Raw genomic sequence first — 19,171 nt, forward strand, 5'->3', positions numbered from 1 at the left:
GCCGCCCCGTAGGCCACGCCGCACCCACACACGTACACACACGCGCGCACAAAAAGATCGCGCTGGACTCGGCGGAGTCCAGCGCGATCGACGACGCACCCTGTCACTGCTTGGGAAGCCCGGAGGGGCCTGGGCGTGGGCTCTGTTGGGGCAGAACCCGCGTCGCTTGGAGCCAGGGGTCCGGGCGCCGCGGCATGTTGGGGGACCTGCCGGTTTTGCCCGGTTATTCAGTTGTTAGGCCTCGCTGCGCTGCTGCGGGATGCCCGCGAGCAGAGCGCGGACCTCAGCCTCGCGGTATCGGCGATGACCGCCGAGCGTACGGATCGAAGTGAGCTTGCCGGCCTTCGCCCACCGCGTGACCGTCTTCGGGTCGACGCGGAACATCGTGGCGACCTCAGCGGGGGTCAGCAGCGGCTCGGCATCAGGGGTGCGAGCGGTCATGAGCGGCCTCCTCGGGAGAACCGAACCTTCTCGGTTCTTTCCTCTAAATTCTGCACCTTGACCCGCGTTGCCCGAAATGGCGGACGCGAGTCGAGTCGGTTATAGGACGAACGGCTTGTCCTCGGCACTACAACTACACCATCCGTCCAGCCGCGTCGGCCAAACCGATGGAATTGCCCCTCCAGGTGTTCATCAGCGACGGAAGCCGATGGACCATGCCATAGCGGACAGTCACGCCACTGTGACGATCAGTCACAGGACGATCAGGAGTCATCAGACCCCCCTAAGCACATGCAATGCTGAGATTCCGCCCGTACTGCAACAGAACGGGACGGACGGAGTTCCCCCGGACTCCTTGTCCTATTTTGGCATGAGGAGGGGCAAGGGACGCAAGGGCCGCGTACGTGCGGTCCGTCACGCTTGGCATCAAAGGCCCCGGATCGGGACCTACGTCCCTTGTTGACGAAACCTCAGGACATACCGAGGAGAAACCTCGGTCCGAGGACGAAACCCCAAAACGGGCGTCAGGTCAAACGTCAGTTCGTTACCTGAGCCACCTGAGTGACCTGAACCACGCTCAGTTCGCCGAGCGCCGGTCCCGGACCGACCGCCACCGCTCCACGAGCCGCGCGTACGCCTCGCCCGCCGCGACCCCGTCACCGCTGCGCAGCGCCTGGATGCCCTCGGCCACATCGGCCGCCGAGTGGTCGTCCTCCAGCTCGCCGGCCGGCAGCGTGTGCACCAGGCCGCCGTAGTCCAGCTCCACCAGCGAGCGCGGGTGGAACTCCTCCAGCCAGCGCCCGACGTCCACCAGGCCGTCGATCAGCGGCCCCTCGTCGATGGCCTCCTTGAGCGCCCTCAGGCCACGGGCGACCCGGCGCCGGGCCTGCACCATCGGCGTCCGGTAGCGCAGCATCGGGGGGACGTCGCCGGAGCCCTTGTCGAAGCGCCGCTCCTCGTCGGTGACCAGCACGAACCAGTTCAGCGGCACCTGCCAGGTCGCCGTACGGATCCAGGGCCGGGCGTCCGGGTTGCGGGCCAGCCACCGCTCGTAGTCCTGGGCGGCCTGCTGCCGTACGACCTCCGGGAGCACCGCCTCCAGGACCGGCCGCGGCAGCTCGTCGCCGAGCTCGGCCAGGGCCTGCCAGCCGCGCAGCCGGGTCCGCCAGGGGCACACGCACACCACCCCGTCGACCTCCAGCACGAACGCGTCGCCGCTCTCGTGCACCGGCACCGGAACGGGCGGGGTGGGCAGCAAGTCGGACAGGGAGCGGCGGAGTTCGTCCTGGTACGAGGGACGGTCGGGGCGGCGGGCGTAGCGCGCCCAGTGGCCGCGCTCCGGCTCCGGGAAGGCGGCCAGCGGCTCGTACACACGCAGATAGGTGGCGTACGGGACGATCAACGAGGACACCTTGGGCACGCCTGCTCCCTCCCCCGCCGTCTGCCAGGAAAACCTGCGAAACCCGCACACAAACGAGCGGGAAAACTATGCAAATCGTCGCACGGACGCACCCGGCGAGCAGGTGATCCTGAGCACTGCGCGCTGACCGGGCCTCCCAGGCTCTAATCTCATGCTCACAGCCTCCGCCACCCTCCCCCACCGCCAAAAGCGTGGGGGGACCCCCGCGGGAGCCGGTCTCCACCCGCCGCTACTTACTTCAGGAGTCACCACAGTGACCGACGTAACCGGCGCACGTGCTGATGTACTGCACACCCTGTTCCACTCGGATCAGGGCGGTCATGAGAAAGTCGTGCTCTGCCAGGACCGTGCCAGCGGTCTCAAGGCCGTCATCGCCCTCCACTCCACCGCCCTGGGCCCCGCGCTCGGCGGTACGCGCTTCTACCCGTACGCGAGTGAGGCGGAGGCCGTCGCCGACGCGCTGAACCTCGCCCGCGGGATGTCGTACAAGAACGCCATGGCCGGTCTCGACCACGGCGGCGGCAAGGCCGTGATCATCGGCGACCCGGACCGGGACAAGACCGAGGAGCTGCTCCTCACGTACGGCCGGTTCGTCGCCTCGCTCGGTGGCCGGTACGTCACCGCCTGCGACGTCGGTACGTACGTCGCCGACATGGACGTCGTGGCGCGCGAGTGCCGCTGGACGACCGGACGCTCGCCCGAGAACGGCGGCGCCGGGGACTCCTCCGTCCTCACCGCCTTCGGCGTCTACCAGGGCATGCGCGCCTCCGCGCAGCACCTGTGGGGCGATCCGTCGCTGCGCGGCCGCCGGGTCGGCATCGCGGGCGTCGGCAAGGTCGGGCACCACCTGGTGGAGCACCTGCGTGCCGAGGGCGCCGAGATCGTGATCACGGACGTGCGCGAGGAGGTCGTACGCCGGATCCTCGACCGGCACCCGGAGGGTGTGACGGCCGTGGCCGACACGGACGCGCTGATCCGGGTGGACGGGCTCGACATCTACGCCCCGTGCGCGCTGGGCGGGGCCCTCGACGACGACACCGTGCCGGTGCTGACCGCCCGCATCGTCTGCGGCGCCGCCAACAACCAGCTCGCCCACCCGGGCGTGGAGAAGGACCTCGCCGACCGCGGGATCCTCTACGCGCCGGACTACGTGGTGAACGCCGGCGGTGTCATCCAGGTCGCCGACGAACTGCACGGGTTCGACTTCGAGCGGTGCAGGGCGAAGGCCGCGAAGATCTACGACACCACGCTGGCCATATTCGCACGTGCGAAGGCGGATGGGATTCCGCCGGCCGCCGCGGCCGACCGGATCGCCGAGCAGCGGATGCACGAGGCCGCCGCGGCCCGCCGGACGCGGTGACCCGCCAGGCGCACTCGCAGGTTTGACCGGTACCCGTCGGCGCACACTTAGAGAGAACTCTCACGTTCGTCGGCGGGTCGGCCGTGGATAAGTGGTTAAAATCGCGGTTGACCAGCGAGGACAGGGCACCTCGAGGGTTCTGGGTTCGGGCACGTCCTGCGGGCGACGTACCGTATGGGCGCGGGCTCAGGTACCGTGGAAGCCCTACGGACGGGTCTCTCCATGGAGAGCCCGTTCCAGATCATGAACGCGTGTCAAGACTCTGGGGCCGCCGGGCCCCATCACCGAGGGGGTCGAGCCATGGGGCGCGGCCGGGCCAAGGCCAAGCAGACGAAGGTCGCCCGCCAGCTGAAGTACAACAGCGGCGGGACAGACCTGTCGCGTCTGGCCAGCGAGCTGGGCGCTTCGACTTCGAATCAACCGCCGAATGGCGAGCCGTTCGAAGACGACGACGAGGAAGACGACCCGTACGCCCAGTACGCGGATCTGTACAACGACAACGAGGACGAGGACGACGAGTCCGGTCCTACGTCTCAACGCCGCGGCGCTTGACGATTCAGCTCTGCATCACCCGGTCCAGCGGTTACCACCGCCGGACCGGGTTTTGCTCTGCCCTCGTCAGGCGGCGTGGTCGCCGACCAGCTCCGCACCCGTGGTGTGGTCGCCGCGGTCCGTGATCTCCCCGGCCACCCAGGCCTCGACCCCGCGGTCGGCCAGGGTCGTCAGGGCCACGTCCGCCGACTCCTCCGGCAGGATCGCGATCATGCCGACGCCCATGTTCAGGGTCTTCTCCAGCTCCAGGCGTTCGACGTCACCCGTCCTGCCGACGAGGTCGAACACCGGCGCCGGGGTCCAGGTGGAGCGGTCCACGATCGCGTGCAGGCCGTCGGGGATGACGCGGGCCAGGTTGGCGGCGAGTCCGCCGCCGGTGACGTGCGAGAAGGCGTGCACCTCTGCGGTGCGGGTCAGCGCCAGGCAGTCCAGCGAGTAGATCTTGGTGGGCTCCAGGAGTTCCTCGCCCAGCGTGCGGCCGAACTCCTCGATGTGCGCGTCCAGGGACAGACCGGCCTGGTTCAGCAGCACATGCCGGACGAGCGAGTACCCGTTCGAGTGAAGTCCGGAGGCCGCCATGGCGATGACGGCGTCACCCTTACGGATGCGATCCGGGCCGAGGAGGCGGTCGGCCTCCACCACGCCCGTACCGGCACCGGCGACGTCGAAGTCGTGCGGGCCGAGCAGACCGGGGTGCTCAGCCGTCTCGCCGCCGACCAGGGCGCAGCCGGCCAGGACACAGCCCTCGGCGATGCCCTTGACGATGGCGGCGACCCGCTCGGGGTGGACCTTGCCGACGCAGATGTAGTCGGTCATGAACAGCGGCTCGGCGCCGCACACCACGATGTCGTCCATGACCATCGCGACCAGGTCGTGGCCGATGGTGTCGTAGACGCCCAACTGGCGCGCGATGTCGACCTTCGTGCCGACGCCGTCGGTGGCGGAGGCGAGGAGGGGACGCTCGTAACGCTTGAGGGCGGAGGCGTCGAAGAGGCCGGCGAAACCGCCGAGGCCGCCGAGGACCTCGGGGCGCTGCGTCTTCTTCACCCACTCCTTCATCAGCTCGACGGCGCGGTCGCCCGCTTCGATGTCGACACCTGCGGCTGCGTAGCTGGCGCCGCCCTGGGCACTGGGGGTCTCAGGCATGACGATGAGAACTTTCGTGTCGTACTGCAGGGAGGACGGGCCGGCTACGGGCGACGGATCGCGTCGGCCGCGGCCGTGGCGGCGGGCCCGGCGGCCAGCTCGGTCTCCAGAAGCTGCTTGCCGAGCAGCTCGGGGTCCGGGAGTGCCATCGGGTACTCGCCGTCGAAGCAGGCGCGGCAGAGGTTCGGCTTGGCGATGGTGGTCGCCTCGATCATGCCGTCGAGGGAGATGTACGCCAGGGAGTCGGCGCCCAGCGAGGTGCCGATCTCGTCGATGGTCATGCCGTTGGCGATGAGCTCGGCGCGGGTCGCGAAATCAATGCCGAAGAAGCACGGCCACTTCACGGGCGGCGAGGAGATCCGGATGTGGACCTCGGCGGCGCCCGCCTCGCGGAGCATGCGGACCAGGGCCCGCTGGGTGTTGCCGCGCACGATCGAGTCGTCGACGACGACCAGGCGCTTGCCCTTGATGACTTCCTTCAGCGGGTTCAGCTTCAGGCGGATGCCCAGCTGACGGATGGTCTGGGAGGGCTGGATGAACGTACGGCCGACGTACGCGTTCTTCACCAGACCGGCACCGAAGGGGATGCCCGAGGCCTCCGCGTAGCCGATGGCGGCCGGGGTGCCGGACTCCGGAGTCGCTATGACCAGGTCGGCCTCCGCAGGGGCTTCCTTGGCGAGCTTGCGGCCCATCTCCACGCGGGAGAGGTACACGTTCCGGCCGGCGATGTCGGTGTCGGGGCGGGCCAGGTACACGTACTCGAAGACACAGCCCTTGGGCTTCGCTTCCGCGAATCGGGACGTGCGCAGACCGTTCTCGTCGATCGCGATGAACTCGCCCGGCTCGATCTCGCGGACGTACGCAGCACCGCAGATGTCGAGGGCGGCGGACTCGGAGGCGACGACCCAGCCGCGCTCCAGGCGGCCGAGGACCAGCGGGCGGATGCCCTGCGGGTCACGAGCGGCGTAAATGGTGTGCTCGTCCATGAAGACGAGCGAGAAGGCGCCCTTGACCTGCGGGAGGATCCGGGCGGATGCCTCCTCGATGGTCAGCGGCTTGCCGTCCTCGTCGACCTGGGCCGCGAGCAGCGCGGTGAGCAGGTCGGTGTCGTTGGTGGCGGCCACCCGGGTGGAACGGCCGTTGGTGTCCTTGGGGAGGTCGGCGACCATCTCGGCGAGCTGCGCCGTGTTGACCAGGTTGCCGTTGTGGCCGAGCGCGATGGAGCCGTGCGCGGTGGCACGGAACGTCGGCTGGGCGTTCTCCCAGGTGGAGGCACCAGTGGTCGAGTAGCGGGCGTGACCGACCGCGAGGTGACCCTGGAGCGAACCGAGCGAGGTCTCGTCGAAGACCTGGGAAACGAGGCCCATGTCCTTGAAGACGAGGATCTGGGAGCCGTTGCTGACCGCGATTCCCGCGGATTCCTGGCCCCGATGCTGGAGGGCGTAGAGCCCGAAGTACGTGAGCTTGGCGACCTCTTCGCCCGGAGCCCAGACACCGAAGACGCCGCAAGCGTCCTGGGGGCCCTTCTCACCGGGGAGCAGGTCGTGGTTGAGTCGTCCGTCACCACGTGGCACGTACCCGAGTGTAGGCGAGGTCGACCACTGGTCCGAATTGGGGAATCCCCGGCCCTGAGCTGCGGTAAAGGATCACTTGTCCGCGACCGCGGTGACGACCGCGTCGTTTTCGCTGGTCAGCGAGAGGGTTCGGTGATCCAGTTCATAACTCACGGTGCTGTTGAAGAGGCGGAGCAGGTCCTTCTCCACGTTCATGAGTGAGGCGTCGCACATCATTCGGGTCGTGGACGGAGCGCCGAGGGTGATATGTCCGTCGCTGACCGTGGCCTTGGCGTTCACCTTGTTGCAGCCGAGGCTGCCGGAGACCTTGCCGGTCTTCTTGTCGAAGGTGAGGTGGGCCTTGCTCTGGGACGCGGGTGAGGTGACCTGCCACTTCGTGCCGTAGAGGGAGGCGTCTGCCGCCTTGGTGAGGTGGACGCGGTCGCCGCCTTCGGTGGTGAGGGTCAGCCGGCCGTCCTTGACCTCGGTCTTCAGGGCGCCGTCCGCGAGGGTGCGGGCGAGGGTCCGCTCGAAGTCCATGGGTTCGTCCTCGCAGGCCATCTCGGTGGTCGTGGCATCGCTGAGTTCGATGCTGTCGCCCTCGACGGCGGCCTTGGCGTTGAAGTGGTTGCAGCCGTAGTTGCCGGCCGCCTTGCCGTCGGCGATCTCGACGTGCGCGTCGGAGGGGGACTGGTGGGTGGTGCCGTCGACGGTGACGCTGTCGACGCTCCAGTGGACGCCGGTGATGGGCGGGGCGGCGCCGACCGATCCACCGTCGGCCTTCTCGTCGCCGCAGGCTGCCGCCAGGGGGACGAGAGCGAGGGCGGTCACGGTGAGGGTGAGTCGCTGCTTCTGCCTGTACATGCCGATTCGACGGGGCGGGTGGGGTGATTGGTTCCCTCTGTTCCCGCCTCAGGCATTCCCGTCTCAGGCATTCCCGCCTCAGGAGAGGAGCGGCAGCAGTCCGCCCAGGTCCGCCCGCTCCCCGCTCGCGCTGACCTTCGCCTCGTCGAGCGCGTCCTTCCAGCTCACGCGCCCGGTGGCGAGGCGGATCCAGGTCAGCGGGTCGGTCTCGACGACGTTCGGCGGGGTGCCGCGGGTGTGCCGGGGCCCCTCGACGCACTGGACGACGGCGTACGGCGGGATCCGCACCTCGGTGGAACCGCCGGGGGCCTTCGCGGCGAGCGTGTCGGCGAGGAGGCGGGTGGCGGCGGCGAGGGCCTGGCGGTCGTACGGGATGTCGAGGCCGGGGACGGCGGCGTTCAGGTCGTCGGTGTGGACGACGAGTTCGACGGTACGGGTGACCAGGTAGTCGTCGAGCGACAGGGCACCCGCGTTGGTCGCGAGCAGCCGGGTGCCGGGGTTCTCCGCGAGGCGGGCGGTGAAGCGCTGCTCCACCTCGGCGAGGTGGGCGGCGAGATCCGGGTTCCGCTCGGCGAGGTCCCGGGCGTGACCGGCGATGTCCGGCGCGTCGGCGCCGATGGCGTGCGGCCAGTCGAGGAGCACGCCGTTCTGCTTCGGCGGTTCGGGCTCGTCGAGCAGTCGTACGACGGCCCCGAGGGCCATGCCGATGTGCGCGGCCAGATCCCGTACGGTCCAGTCCCCGAGCCGGGTGGGCAGGGCGGCCTGTTCGGCGGTGAGGGTGCCGACGGCTTCCCGTACGTTCCCGAACTGGGCCAGGACCGCGGTGCGGATCTTGGCGGGGTCGTAGGTGCGGGCGCGCTTCTTGGCCGGGGGCATGACGATCAGCCTAGGCGGACTGCTGTGCGGGGGGCGGGGGAGTCGAAGATCTCGCGGTTCCTCGGGACAACGAGGCCGGGGCCGTCCATCGGCTGGATTGCAGGTGCGGCTCGGACGAAGGCCCCGGCCGTCGGAACGGTCGGGGCCTTCACGGCCGTGCAGCCGAAGGGAATTACGCCAGCAGAGCCGGGATGGTCCCCTCGTGAGCCTCGCGCAGCTCCTCCAGCGACAGCTCGAACTCGCCCTGGAGCTCGACGCAGTCGCCGTCGACGACACCGATGCGGGTGACGGGCAGACCCCGCGCCCCGCACATGTCGTTGAAGCGGACCTCTTCGGAGCGGGGAACGGCCACGACGGCGCGGCCGGCCGACTCCGAGAAGAGGAGGGTGAAGGCGTCGAGTCCGTCCGGTACGACCAGACGCGCGCCCTTGCCGCCGAGCAGCGCCGACTCGACGACCGCCTGGATCAGACCGCCGTCGGACAGGTCGTGCGCGGAGTCGATCATGCCGTCGCGGGAGGCGGAGATCAGGATCTCGGCGAGCAGGCGCTCGCGCTCCAGGTCGACCTTCGGGGGCAGGCCGCCGAGGTGGTCGTGGATCACCTGCGACCAGGCCGAACCGCCGAACTCCTCGCGGGTGTCGCCGAGGAGGTAGAGCAGCTGGCCCTCCTCCTGGAAGGCGACCGGCGTGCGGCGGGCCACGTCGTCGATGACGCCCAGGACCGCGACCACCGGGGTCGGGTGGATCGCCACCTCGCCGGTCTGGTTGTAGAGCGACACGTTGCCGCCGGTGACCGGGGTGCCCAACTGCTGGCAGGCGTCGGCCAGTCCACGGATCGCCTCCGCGAACTGCCACATCACCGCCGGGTCCTCGGGCGAGCCGAAGTTCAGGCAGTCGGAGACGGCGAGCGGCTTGGCACCGGTCGTGGCGACGTTGCGGTAGGCCTCGGAGAGGGCCAGTTGCGCGCCCGCGTACGGGTCCAGCTTGGTGTAGCGGCCGTTGCCGTCCGTCGCGATGGCGACGCCGAGGCCGGTCTCCTCGTCGATGCGGATCATCCCGGAGTCCTCGGGCTGGGCCAGCACCGTGTTGCCCTGCACGAAGTGGTCGTACTGGGAGGTGATCCAGGACTTGGAGGCCTGGTTCGGGGACGACACCAGCTTCAGGACCTGGTCCTTCAGCTCTTCGCTCGAAGAAGGCCGCGGGAGCTTGTTCGCGTCGTCCGCCTGGAGCGCGTCCTGCCAGGACGGGCGGGCGTACGGGCGCTCGTACGTCGGACCCTCGTGTGCCACCGTGCGCGGGTCGACGTCGACGATCTTGCCGCCGTGCCAGTAGATCTCCAGGCGGTCGCCGTCGGTGACCTCTCCGATCACCGTGGCGATGACGTCCCACTTGTCGCAGATCTCCAGGAAGCGGTCGACCTTCCCCGGCTCGACGACCGCGCACATGCGCTCCTGCGACTCGCTCATGAGGATTTCCTCGGGCGAGAGAGTCGAGTCGCGCAGGGGCACGTCGTCCAGAGTCACGCGCATGCCGCCGGAGCCGTTGGAGGCCAGCTCGGACGTGGCGCAGGACAGGCCCGCCGCACCCAGGTCCTGGATGCCGACGACCAGCTTCTCCTTGAACGCCTCCAGGGTGCACTCGATGAGGAGCTTCTCCTGGAAGGGGTCGCCCACCTGCACGGCCGGACGCTTCGACGGCTTGGCGTCGTCGAAGGTCTCGCTCGCCAGGATCGACGCGCCGCCGATGCCGTCGCCGCCCGTGCGGGCCCCGTACAGGATGACCTTGTTGCCCGCGCCGGACGCCTTCGCGAGGTGGATGTCCTCGTGCCGCATGACACCGATGGCACCGGCGTTGACCAGCGGGTTGCCCTGGTAGCAGGCGTCGAAGACGACCTCGCCGCCGATGTTGGGGAGGCCGAGGCAGTTGCCGTAACCGCCGATGCCGGCCACCACGCCGGGCAGGACGCGCTTGGTGTCCGGGTGGTCGGCCGCACCGAACCGCAGCGGGTCGACGACCGCGACCGGCCGGGCACCCATCGCGATGATGTCGCGGACAATGCCGCCGACACCGGTCGCGGCGCCCTGGTACGGCTCCACGTACGACGGGTGGTTGTGCGACTCCACCTTGAAGGTGACCGCGTAGCCCTGGCCGACGTCGACGACACCCGCGTTCTCGCCGATGCCCACGAGCAGGGCGTCGGACTGGGGGGCCTTCTCGCCGAACTGGCGCAGGTGCACCTTCGACGACTTGTACGAGCAGTGCTCGGACCACATGACGGAGTACATGGCGAGCTCGGCGCCGGTCGGGCGGCGGCCGAGGATCTCCACCACCCGCTCGTACTCGTCCTTCTTCAGGCCGAGTTCGGCCCAGGGCAGCTCGACGTCGGGGGTCGCGGTCGCGTGCTCGACCGTGTCCAGAGGCGTCCGGCTCATACGTTGACCAGCTTCTTGAGGATCGAGGTGAAGAAGGGGAGGCCGTCGGTGCGGCCGGTGCCGATGAGCGGCTCCACGGCGTGCTCCGGGTGCGGCATCAGGCCTACGACGTTCCCGGCCTCGTTGCTGATGCCGGCGATGTCGCGCAGCGAACCGTTCGGATTGAAGTCCATGTACCGGAAGGCGACCCTGCCCTCGGCCTCGAGCTTGTCGAGCGTGTACTCGTCGGCGACGTACCGGCCGTCCATGTTCTTCAGCGGGATGTTGATCTCCTGGCCGGCCGAGTAGTCGGTGGTCCAGGCGGTGTCCGCGTTCTCCACCCGCAGCTTCTGGTCGCGGCAGATGAAGTGGAGGTGGTCGTTGCCGAGCATCCCGCCCGGGAGGAGGTGGGCCTCGGTGAGGATCTGGAAGCCGTTGCAGATGCCGAGGACCGGGAGGCCCGCCTTCGCCTGCTCGATGAGGGGCTCCATCACCGGCGAGAAGCGCGCGATGGCGCCGGCGCGCAGATAGTCGCCGTAGGAGAAACCGCCGCACAGCACCACGGCGTCGACCTGGTGGAGGTCCTTGTCCTTGTGCCAGAGGGCGACCGGTTCGGCGCCCGCGAGGCGGATCGCGCGCTGAGTGTCCCGGTCGTCGAGGCTGCCCGGGAAAGTGACGACGCCAATACGAGCGGTCACTTCACGGCCTCCGCGACTTCCTCCACCTTGACGGTGAAGTCCTCGATCACGGTGTTGGCAAGGAAGGATTCCGCAAGATCGTGGATGCGGGCGAGCGTTGCCTCGTCGACCGGTCCGTCAACTTCCAGTTCGAATCGCTTTCCCTGACGTACGTCCGAGATGCCTTCGAAACCGAGCCGCGGCAGTGCGCGCTGCACCGCCTGGCCCTGGGGGTCGAGGATCTCCGGCTTGAGCATGACGTCGACTACGACGCGTGCCACTGGCACTCCCGGTGTTGTGGTGCTGAGCAGGTTCCTGCAGGTGTCTTCAGACTACCCGCACAAAATTTCTACGCGGGTAGAGTTGTAGGAATCTACGTGACGGCTGTCACGATCCGGTATCGGAAGGGTGCCTTCGCGAAAAGTTCAGGGAAAGATCCCGAATCGATGCGCCGCATCTATTGCGCCGGGGACACGCGGACAGATTTAGTCGGGCTTCACAATGCAATGCCGGGCACTGTACAAATGAATTGGCAATAGCCGATACTTTGCCCAATAACAGGCGGACAGTCGGCATCTCCAGGACGTCCTGGCACGTCATCGCAGAGATGCCGCACGAAGGGACCGATATTCGTGGCGCAGCGTGTCGTGGTCACTCTCTTTGACGACATCGACGGCTCGGAAGCGGCGGAAACGATCGCCTTCGGACTCGACGGCAAGTCGTACGAGATCGACCTGAACCAGGTCAATGCCAAGAAACTGCGTGAGGCACTCGAGCCCTACGTGGAGGCCGGCCGCAAGCGGTCGCGGTCGGGCAAGGCGTACAAGCAGACGGAGGTCGCTCCCGACCCGGCGGCCGTCCGGGCCTGGGCCCAGGCCAACAAGATGGACGTCCCGGCGCGTGGCCGGATCCCGAAGAAGGTCTACGAGGCGTTCGCCGCCGCCCGCTGAGCGCGGGCCGACGCCTGGTCACCCGCCCCTCGGGGGAACCGACTTGCGCTGCACCCCTCCTGGTCAGCTAGAGTCTGAAGCACGCCGAGGGGCGAGGCCGAAAGGCCCGGCTCCGAAGTACACGCGGGTGTAGTTCAGTAGTAGAACATCCCCCTTCCAGGGGGAAGGCGCAGTGTGCAATTCCTGTCACCCGCTCTGCACCGCCGGTCCTGTCCCTCTTGTGGATCAGGTAGGCTGGTGTACGCGCCGATCGGTGAGAGCCGGTCGGAGGCAATGCGGACGTAGCTCAGTTGGTAGAGCGCAACCTTGCCAAGGTTGAGGTCGCCAGTTCGAACCTGGTCGTCCGCTCCATGGGAAAGACCCCGGTCATCGAACGGGGTCTTTTTCGTGTGCCCTCTTCGCGGCCGTGGGCATGCGTCTGACATTTGTCATGCCGAGTGATGACAGCCCGCACTGCTGCCGGGCCGCCGGTGGCGGAACGCTGAAGGCATGGATGCCAACGAACACGGAGACGTGATTGAGGTCACCGACCTGCGGCGTGTGTACGGGGGCGGCTTCGAGGCGGTGCGCGGGATCTCCTTCTCCGTGCGCCGCGGCGAGGTCTTCGCCCTGCTGGGCACCAACGGGGCGGGTAAGACGTCCACGGTCGAACTGCTGGAGGGGCTCGCGCGGCCGGCCGGGGGGCGGGTGCGGGTCCTCGGCCGTGATCCCTACGCCGAGCGGGCCGTCGTACGGCCTCGGACGGGTGTGATGTTGCAGGAGGGCGGGTTTCCGTCCGAGCTGACCGTCGCCGAGACCGCGCGGATGTGGGCGGGGTGCGTGAGCGGGGCGCGGCCCGAGCGGGAGGTGCTCGCGCTGGTCGGGCTCGAGCGCCGGGCGGGCGTACGGGTGAAGCAGTTGTCCGGGGGTGAACGGCGGCGCCTGGACCTGGCGCTCGCGCTGCTCGGCGAGCCCGAGGTGCTGTTCCTCGACGAGCCGACGACCGGGCTGGACGCCGAAGGGCGCCGGGAGACCTGGGAGCTGGTGGGCGCGCTGCGCGACGGCGGTACGACGGTGCTGCTGACCACGCACTATCTGGAGGAGGCCGAGGATCTCGCCGACCGGCTCGCCATCCTGCACGAAGGGCGGATCGCGGCCGCGGGCACGCCGGCCGAGGTGACCGCCGCGCAGCCCTCCCGGATCTCCTTCGAGCTGCCCGACGGGTACTTCCTGGGCGACCTGCCGCCGCTCGGTGAGCTGGGGGTGAGCGGGCACGAGGCCGAGGGGAACGTCGTACGGCTGCGGACCCGGGAGCTTCAGCGGACGGCCACCGGGGTGCTGGGGTGGGCCGAGCGGGCCGGGGTCGAGCTGCGGCGGCTCGATGTGCGGTCGGCGTCGCTGGAGGAGGCGTTCCTGGGGATCGCCCGCGAGGCCTCCTCCGAGACCGCAGAGGAGTACGCGGCATGAGCGGGGCCGTCACCACTCCGGCGGGGCGCGTCGCGGCGCTCGCGCGGGCCGAGCTGACCCTGTTCGGGCGGAGCAAGGGCATGATCGTCACGGCGGTGTTCGTGCCGCTGGTGCTGCCGGTCAGTGCGCGGGCGGCGGTCCAGGACATGGATCTCGCCGGCTCCGGGCTGAACGTCGGGCTGGTGGTGCTGCCCGGGGCCATCGGGTTCTCGCTGCTGTTCGCGGTGTACTCGGCGCTCGTGGGCGTCTTCGTCGGGCGGCGCGAGGAACTCGTCCTCAAACGACTGCGCACCGGTGAGCCGCGGGACGGGGAGATCCTGGCCGGGGCCGCGCTGCCGGCCGTCGCGACAGGGCTGGTGCAGTGCCTGATCCTGGCGGTGGGCTGTTCCGTTCTGCTCGATGTGGCTGCCCCCGAAGCTCCCCAACTCGCGGTCGTGGGCGTCGGGTTGAGTCTGGTCATGTGTGCGGCGCTGGCCGCCGTGACGGCGAGCTTCACGCGTACCGTGGAGAGCGCTCAGGTCACCTCTGTGCCGCTGTTGATGGCCTCGGCGGTGGGCTCCGGGGTCGCCGTACCGCTCGAGCTGATGCCGGACCGGGTGGCGTCGGTGCTGGAACTGCTGCCGCTGTCACCCGTGATGACGCTGGTGCGGGGCGGGTGGACCGGGGAGCTGTCGGCCTATGAGGCGGTGGGGCCGGTGATGACCGCACTGGCCTGGACCCTGTTGGGCGTGTTTGCTGTACGGCGGTGGTTCCGGTGGGAGCCGAGGCGCTGAGGGACGGGGGCATGGACATGCGGGGACCGGCCGGGTGGTGGCGGGGCAAGAGCACACCGGCGAAGGTCGAGGCGTACACGCGGTCGACGTTCCACTTCTTCGCGGTGCTGGAGATCGCGACGATCGGGCTCACCTCGTTCTGGCAGGTCGAGGCCTGGCTCGCGGGCTCGTTGCTGCTGATGGTGGGCGTGCACGGGGTGGTGTGCGCGGTGACCGCGTCGCGGGCGCTGGACTGGACGCGCGGTCGGCGTGAGCAGCCCGTACGGCTGCTCTGGACGCTCGGCGCGATCACCGCCGCGGTCGGCTGCGCGTCCCTCGCGATCGCCCAGTACGGCCCCGGCGGTGACGACGTCGGCGGCGCGGCGGGCGGGGCCTTCGGCGTCGTCCTGATCTTCGGCGTCGGCACACTCGCGCTCGGTGTCCGCGACCGGCGGCAGGTGTACACGCTCGTCGGCGGCTCCGCGGCCGGCCCCGGAGCCCTGTCGCTCGCCCTGGGCACCCCCGGCGCCGCCGCGCTGGCGTCGACGGTGGCCGTGCTGTTCGGCTCCGCCGTCCTCGCCTTCACCTCCGTGTTCTCCGTCTGGCTCCTCAACGCCTTCTACGAACTCGACGAGGCCCGCGAGACGCGCGCCCGGCTCGCCGTCGCCGAGGAACGGCTGCGGTTCGGGCGCGACCTGCACGACGTGCTGGGGCGCAACCTCGCCGTGATCGCCCTCAAGAGCGAACTGGCCGTGCAGCTGGCGCGGCGCGGGCGGGCCGAGGCCGTGGAGCAGATGATCGAGGTGCAGCGGATCGCGCAGGAGTCGCAGCGCGAGGTGCGGGACGTCGTACGCGGGTACCGGGAGGCCGACCTCGGAGTCGAACTCGCCGGTGCGCACGGAGTGTTGACGGCCGCGGGGATCCGGTGCGAGGTGACGGGCGGCGAGCCGGCCGGGCTGCCCGGCGAGGTGGAGTCGGCGCTCGCGTGGGTGGTGCGGGAGACGACGACGAACGTGTTGCGGCACGGGGATGCCGGTTGGTGTGCGGTGGAGGTCCGGATCGCGGAGGGACGGGTGGTGCTGACGGTGGAGAACGACGGGGCGGCGTCGGCCCGCGCGGGTGCGGGCGGCTCGGGGCTGGCCGGGCTGCGGGATGGGCTGGCCGCGGTGGAGGGGACGCTGGCGGCGGGGCGGGTCGACGGAGGGCTGTTCCGGGTGGTGGCCGAGGTGCCGTTGGTCACGGCCGGTGCGAGTGAGGTCATGGCGTGACCCCTCCCGTACGCCTTCTGCTCGCCGACGACGAGCACCTCATCCGGGGTGCGCTCGCCGCGCTGCTCTCGCTGGAGGACGATCTCGTCGTCGTGGCCGAGGCGGCGACCGGGCCCGAGGCGCTGGCCATGGCCCGTGCCCACGCCCCCGATGTCGCCGTCCTCGATCTGCAGATGCCCGGGGCCGACGGTGTGAAGGTCGCCACATCCCTGCGCGCCGAGCTGTCCGACTGCCGGGTGCTGATCGTGACCGGTCACGGGCGGCCGGGGCATCTGAAGCGGGCCCTCGAGGCGGGGGTCCGGGGATTCGTGCCGAAGACCGTCAGCGCCCAGCGGCTCGCGGAGATCATCCGCACGGTGCACGCCGGAAACCGTTACATCGATCCCGAGTTGGCCGCCGACGCCATCTCCGCCGGCGACTCGCCGCTGACCGCGCGAGAGGCGGAGGTCCTCGAGCTCGCCGCCGACGGGGCGCCCGTCGCGGAGATCGCCGAGCGGGCCGCACTGTCGCAGGGAACCGTACGGAACTACCTGTCGTCGGCCGTCTCCAAGCTCGGGGCGGAAAACCGTCACACGGCAGTGCGGCTCGCCCGCGAGCGAGGTTGGGTATAGTTGCTCTCGCGCCACGGCGCAGTGCGGACGTAGCTCAGTTGGTAGAGCGCAACCTTGCCAAGGTTGAGGTCGCCAGTTCGAACCTGGTCGTCCGCTCTGAATCGGCCCCCCGGCTTCTGCCGGGGGGCTTCTTCGTGTCCTACGACCAGCTGGTGCCCGTCAGACGCTCGTACGCCTCCACGTACTTGGCGCGGGTCGCGGTCACGACCTGCTCGGGCAGCGGCGGCGGGGGCTGCTCGCTCTTCCGGTCCCAGCCGGACTCCGGCGAGGTGAGCCAGTCGCGGACGTACTGCTTGTCGTACGACGGCTGCGCGCGGCCCGGCTGCCACTGGTCGGCCGGCCAGAAGCGGGAGGAGTCGGGGGTGAGGACCTCGTCGGCGATGACCAGGGTGTCGTTGTTCTCGAGACCGAACTCGAACTTCGTGTCCGCGAGGATGATCCCGCGGTCGCGGGCGATGTCCCGGCCGCGGGAGTAGACGGCGAGGGTGGCCTGGCGCAGCCGGGCGGCGGTGTCGGCGCCGACCTGGCGGGCGACCTCCTCGTAGGACACGTTCTCGTCGTGCTCGCCGACCTCGGCCTTGGTGGCCGGGGTGAAGATCGGGGCGGGCAGTTCCGAGCCGTCGACCAGGCCTTCGGGGAGGGCGAGGCCGCAGACCGTACGGGACTCCTTGTACTCCACCAGGCCCGAACCGGTCAGGTAGCCGCGGGCCACGGCCTCCACCGGGACCATCTGGAGGGACTTGCAGACCAGGGTGCGGCCGGCCCAGTCGGCGGGGGCGCCGGCGGGCAGGTCGGTGCTCAGGACGTGGTTGGGGACCAGGTCGGCGAGCTGGTCGAACCACCACAGGGAGAGCTGGGTGAGGACCCGCCCCTTGTCGGGGATCTCGGTCGGAAGCACCCAGTCGAAGGCGGAGATGCGGTCGCTGGCGACCATCACGAGGTCGCCCGCCTCGTTCTGGTACAGCTCGCGCACCTTGCCGGTGTGGAGGTGGACCAGGCCCGGAACCTGGAGCGGCTCGGGCTTTTCTACGAATCCGGACACGGTTCCTCCCCGTGGTGATGTCCAAGTGGGTCGATTCTCCCGTATGGCGAGGATCGGTCTTGGTCCGGGGTGTGTGGAGCGGGCGTCGGCCGCGGTGGCGCGGCCCGGTTTAGTCACGTTTGCAGATGCGGTCCAGAAGGTTCGCGGTGGCTCGCTGGACTCGGGGGTCGACGTGGCCCGGGCGGTCCAGGGACGGTGACCACGCGAACGTCCCGGATGCGAAGACCAGGGCGCCGGAGGGGGCGCGGTAGAGGGAGGTCTCCTGGTGGCGGAGGACTCCCTCGCTGTCGGCGTACGGGGAGTGGGCGAGCAGGATGCGGTCGTCGTGCTCGGGCAGCGGGGTGCGCGGGAAGTAGCGGTCGGCCTCGCCCGCGACCAGGCCCTCGATCTCGTCACCCTCGTGCGCGCCGGTCGCCTCCCACATCCAGTGGTCGACGTTGCGCACGATCAGGGGGTGGGGCTCGGGGACGCGGCCGGCGTACTGGATGCCGACCAGTTGCTGCTCGGGGCGGTCGATCTCGCGCCACAGCACGGGTTTGCCCGGCCCCCGGCGCTTTCGGCAGGTGAGCAGGCGGTCCGGGACGCCGGACGGGGACGGGCCCAACTCCACCTGCCAGTACATGGTGTTGGCCGACAGGAAGACCAGGCTCGTGCCGTGCTCGCGAGCGCGTTCCGCGGTGCGGCGCATGTTCGTCGACCAGTACTCGTCGTGGCCCGGGAAGACCAGGCCGCGGTAGCGGGTGGGGTCGACATGGCCGGCGTGCAGGTCGCGGGCGTCGGCGTAGGCGAGGTCGTAGCCGTAGCGCTCGGCCCAGCGGATGAAGTCGTAGGCGTGGCCCACGTGGAGGGGCAGACCGGCGCCCGCGTACGGGCGGTCGAAGGAGATGGTCGTCGCGGCGTCGGCCTCGCCGAGCAGCCGGCCGTTCTCGTCCCAGGCGTGGTAGAGGCTGGCGCCGGTGCGGCCGTCCTCCGGGTAGAGGTTGTACGCCTGCCAGGTGATGTCGGGCAGCAGGAGCAGCAGGTCGGCCGGGTGGTTGTCGCGGACGGTGAACGGGATGTGGGAGCGGTAGCCGTCGACGGTGGTGAGGACGGCGACATACGCGCCGATGCTCCAGTAGCTCGGGATCTGCAGGCGCCAGGACAGCCACCAGTGGTGGCAGGACACCGTGCGGTCGGCGGTGAGGGGCGCGGGCTGGACTATGCCCGACAGGCGGGGGCTGGTGGTGATCTTCGCGGCGCCGTCACCGCCGTAGTGGCCGATGCGGTAGACGTCTACGGCGAACTCCTGGGGCGGGTCGACCGTGATGTGGAAGTCGACGGCCTCGCCGGGGGCGACCGCGCCGGTGGAGGCGAAGCCCTTGATCTGCCGGTGGACGTCGTCGGCGGAGCGGGGGCCCGAGGCGGCGCGCGGGGCGGGCGCCCTGGGGGCGCCTTCCTTCGGGCTGTGGGTGCTGCGGGCGCTGTGGGCCGGCTCCGCGTCCACGTACCAGGGGACGACCTGGCCGGTGTCGTCGAAGTATGTCTCGGTGCCGCGCAGCCAGGGGACCGGGCCCTGGCCGAAGGGGTCCGTCACGGCGTGCGCGAGTGCTCCCGACTCCCAGCGGCGGATCTGCTCCGACCCCATGGTGGCTCCCCTCCCTCGCGCCCCCGTACGCCTGTGCCTGTGCCTGTGCCTGTGCCTGTGCCTGTGCCTGTGCCTGTGCCGGGCCTGCGCCGTGCCTGTCCTGTGGCGTAAGCCCTTGCCATGTGCTCGATCGGTCCCAGCACATCACATTACGCACCCAGGCGGTCACTATTCGTTGC

18 protein-coding genes and 3 tRNA genes are annotated in these 19,171 nt (G+C 69.8%); 10 read left to right on the plus strand and 11 right to left on the minus strand.

Annotation, left to right across the window (positions count from 1 at the left end; genetic code table 11):
• Positions 1–234: 234 nt before the first annotated feature.
• Positions 235–441, minus strand: coding sequence for a developmental transcriptional regulator BldC (bldC, locus tag QFZ76_RS25100; protein WP_003949541.1), 207 nt, complete (start codon positions 439–441; stop codon positions 235–237).
• A 577-nt stretch (positions 442–1,018) separates the two neighbouring features.
• Positions 1,019–1,861 (minus strand): hypothetical protein, encoded by an 843-nt coding sequence (locus tag QFZ76_RS25105; RefSeq protein WP_307675854.1) that lies wholly within the window; start codon positions 1,859–1,861, stop codon positions 1,019–1,021.
• Between the two features lie 253 nt (positions 1,862–2,114).
• On the opposite strand from QFZ76_RS25105, the gene QFZ76_RS25110 reads away from it, so the two are divergent.
• Positions 2,115–3,221: a Glu/Leu/Phe/Val dehydrogenase dimerization domain-containing protein gene (locus QFZ76_RS25110; RefSeq protein WP_307675855.1), complete on the plus strand. Its 1,107-nt coding sequence runs from the start codon at positions 2,115–2,117 to the stop codon at positions 3,219–3,221.
• 300 nt (positions 3,222–3,521) lie between these two features.
• Positions 3,522–3,773, plus strand: coding sequence for a DUF3073 domain-containing protein (locus QFZ76_RS25115; RefSeq protein ID WP_266437079.1), 252 nt, complete (start codon positions 3,522–3,524; stop codon positions 3,771–3,773).
• Between the two features lie 66 nt (positions 3,774–3,839).
• Here QFZ76_RS25115 and purM read toward each other — a convergent pair whose 3' ends face one another.
• The 7 genes from purM to purS all read right to left on the minus strand — a co-directional run bounded on the left by purM (position 3,840) and on the right by purS (position 11,580).
• On the minus strand, positions 3,840–4,919 hold the full coding sequence (gene purM, locus QFZ76_RS25120; protein ID WP_307675856.1) for a phosphoribosylformylglycinamidine cyclo-ligase: 1,080 nt from the start codon (positions 4,917–4,919) through the stop codon (positions 3,840–3,842).
• A 44-nt stretch (positions 4,920–4,963) separates the two neighbouring features.
• Positions 4,964–6,493, minus strand: coding sequence for an amidophosphoribosyltransferase (gene purF / locus QFZ76_RS25125; RefSeq protein WP_307675857.1), 1,530 nt, complete (start codon positions 6,491–6,493; stop codon positions 4,964–4,966).
• A 72-nt stretch (positions 6,494–6,565) separates the two neighbouring features.
• Positions 6,566–7,336, minus strand: coding sequence for an META domain-containing protein (locus QFZ76_RS25130; protein ID WP_307675858.1), 771 nt, complete (start codon positions 7,334–7,336; stop codon positions 6,566–6,568).
• A 78-nt stretch (positions 7,337–7,414) separates the two neighbouring features.
• The gene (locus QFZ76_RS25135) at positions 7,415–8,212 is read right to left on the minus strand and encodes a maleylpyruvate isomerase family mycothiol-dependent enzyme (protein WP_307675859.1); all 798 of its coding nucleotides are present in this window, start codon (positions 8,210–8,212) and stop codon (positions 7,415–7,417) included.
• A 172-nt stretch (positions 8,213–8,384) separates the two neighbouring features.
• On the minus strand, positions 8,385–10,643 hold the full coding sequence (gene purL / locus QFZ76_RS25140; RefSeq protein ID WP_307675860.1) for a phosphoribosylformylglycinamidine synthase subunit PurL: 2,259 nt from the start codon (positions 10,641–10,643) through the stop codon (positions 8,385–8,387).
• On the minus strand, positions 10,640–11,320 hold the full coding sequence (gene purQ / locus QFZ76_RS25145) for a phosphoribosylformylglycinamidine synthase subunit PurQ (RefSeq protein ID WP_307675861.1): 681 nt from the start codon (positions 11,318–11,320) through the stop codon (positions 10,640–10,642). Before purQ ends, purL begins: the two co-directional genes overlap by 4 nt.
• Positions 11,317–11,580, minus strand: a complete 264-nt coding sequence (gene purS, locus QFZ76_RS25150; protein WP_307675862.1) for a phosphoribosylformylglycinamidine synthase subunit PurS — start codon at positions 11,578–11,580, stop codon at positions 11,317–11,319. Before purS ends, purQ begins: the two co-directional genes overlap by 4 nt.
• 351 nt (positions 11,581–11,931) lie before the next feature.
• Here purS and QFZ76_RS25155 point away from each other — a divergent pair, with 351 nt between their 5' ends.
• The 8 genes from QFZ76_RS25155 (at position 11,932) to QFZ76_RS25190 (ending at position 16,422) form a co-directional block, all read left to right on the plus strand.
• A complete protein-coding gene (locus QFZ76_RS25155) occupies positions 11,932–12,249 on the plus strand; it encodes an Lsr2 family protein (protein WP_266437059.1) in 318 nt (105 codons plus the stop codon).
• Positions 12,250–12,372: 123 nt separating this feature from the next.
• Positions 12,373–12,444: transfer RNA gene (locus QFZ76_RS25160), tRNA-Gly, on the plus strand.
• Positions 12,445–12,524: 80 nt separating this feature from the next.
• Positions 12,525–12,600: transfer RNA gene (locus tag QFZ76_RS25165), tRNA-Gly, on the plus strand.
• A 138-nt stretch (positions 12,601–12,738) separates the two neighbouring features.
• Entirely contained in the window at positions 12,739–13,695 is a 957-nt protein-coding gene (locus QFZ76_RS25170; RefSeq protein WP_307675863.1) for an ABC transporter ATP-binding protein, read from the plus strand.
• Positions 13,692–14,468 carry an ABC transporter permease gene (locus tag QFZ76_RS25175; protein ID WP_307675864.1) on the plus strand — a complete coding sequence of 259 codons (777 nt, stop codon included), beginning with the start codon at positions 13,692–13,694 and terminating at the stop codon, positions 14,466–14,468. The genes QFZ76_RS25170 and QFZ76_RS25175 overlap by 4 nt, the downstream gene beginning before the upstream one ends.
• A 17-nt stretch (positions 14,469–14,485) precedes the next feature.
• Positions 14,486–15,715: a sensor histidine kinase gene (locus QFZ76_RS25180; RefSeq protein ID WP_307680122.1), complete on the plus strand. Its 1,230-nt coding sequence runs from the start codon at positions 14,486–14,488 to the stop codon at positions 15,713–15,715.
• On the plus strand, positions 15,712–16,326 hold the full coding sequence (locus QFZ76_RS25185) for a response regulator transcription factor (protein ID WP_307675865.1): 615 nt from the start codon (positions 15,712–15,714) through the stop codon (positions 16,324–16,326). Before QFZ76_RS25180 ends, QFZ76_RS25185 begins: the two co-directional genes overlap by 4 nt.
• Positions 16,327–16,349: 23 nt before the next feature.
• Positions 16,350–16,422, plus strand: a tRNA-Gly gene (locus QFZ76_RS25190).
• 43 nt (positions 16,423–16,465) lie between these two features.
• Here QFZ76_RS25190 and QFZ76_RS25195 read toward each other — a convergent pair.
• Together QFZ76_RS25195 and QFZ76_RS25200 are read right to left on the minus strand one after the other, a co-directional pair.
• Positions 16,466–17,368 (minus strand): phosphoribosylaminoimidazolesuccinocarboxamide synthase, encoded by a 903-nt coding sequence (locus QFZ76_RS25195; protein ID WP_307675866.1) that lies wholly within the window; start codon positions 17,366–17,368, stop codon positions 16,466–16,468.
• Positions 17,369–17,477: 109 nt separating this feature from the next.
• Complete coding sequence (locus QFZ76_RS25200; protein ID WP_307675867.1) at positions 17,478–18,992, minus strand: N,N-dimethylformamidase beta subunit family domain-containing protein; 1,515 nt, start codon at positions 18,990–18,992, stop codon at positions 17,478–17,480.
• Positions 18,993–19,171 lie beyond the last annotated feature (179 nt).

This window comes from Streptomyces sp. V4I2 (assembly GCF_030817655.1).
Lineage (GTDB): Bacteria > Actinomycetota > Actinomycetes > Streptomycetales > Streptomycetaceae > Streptomyces > Streptomyces plumbiresistens.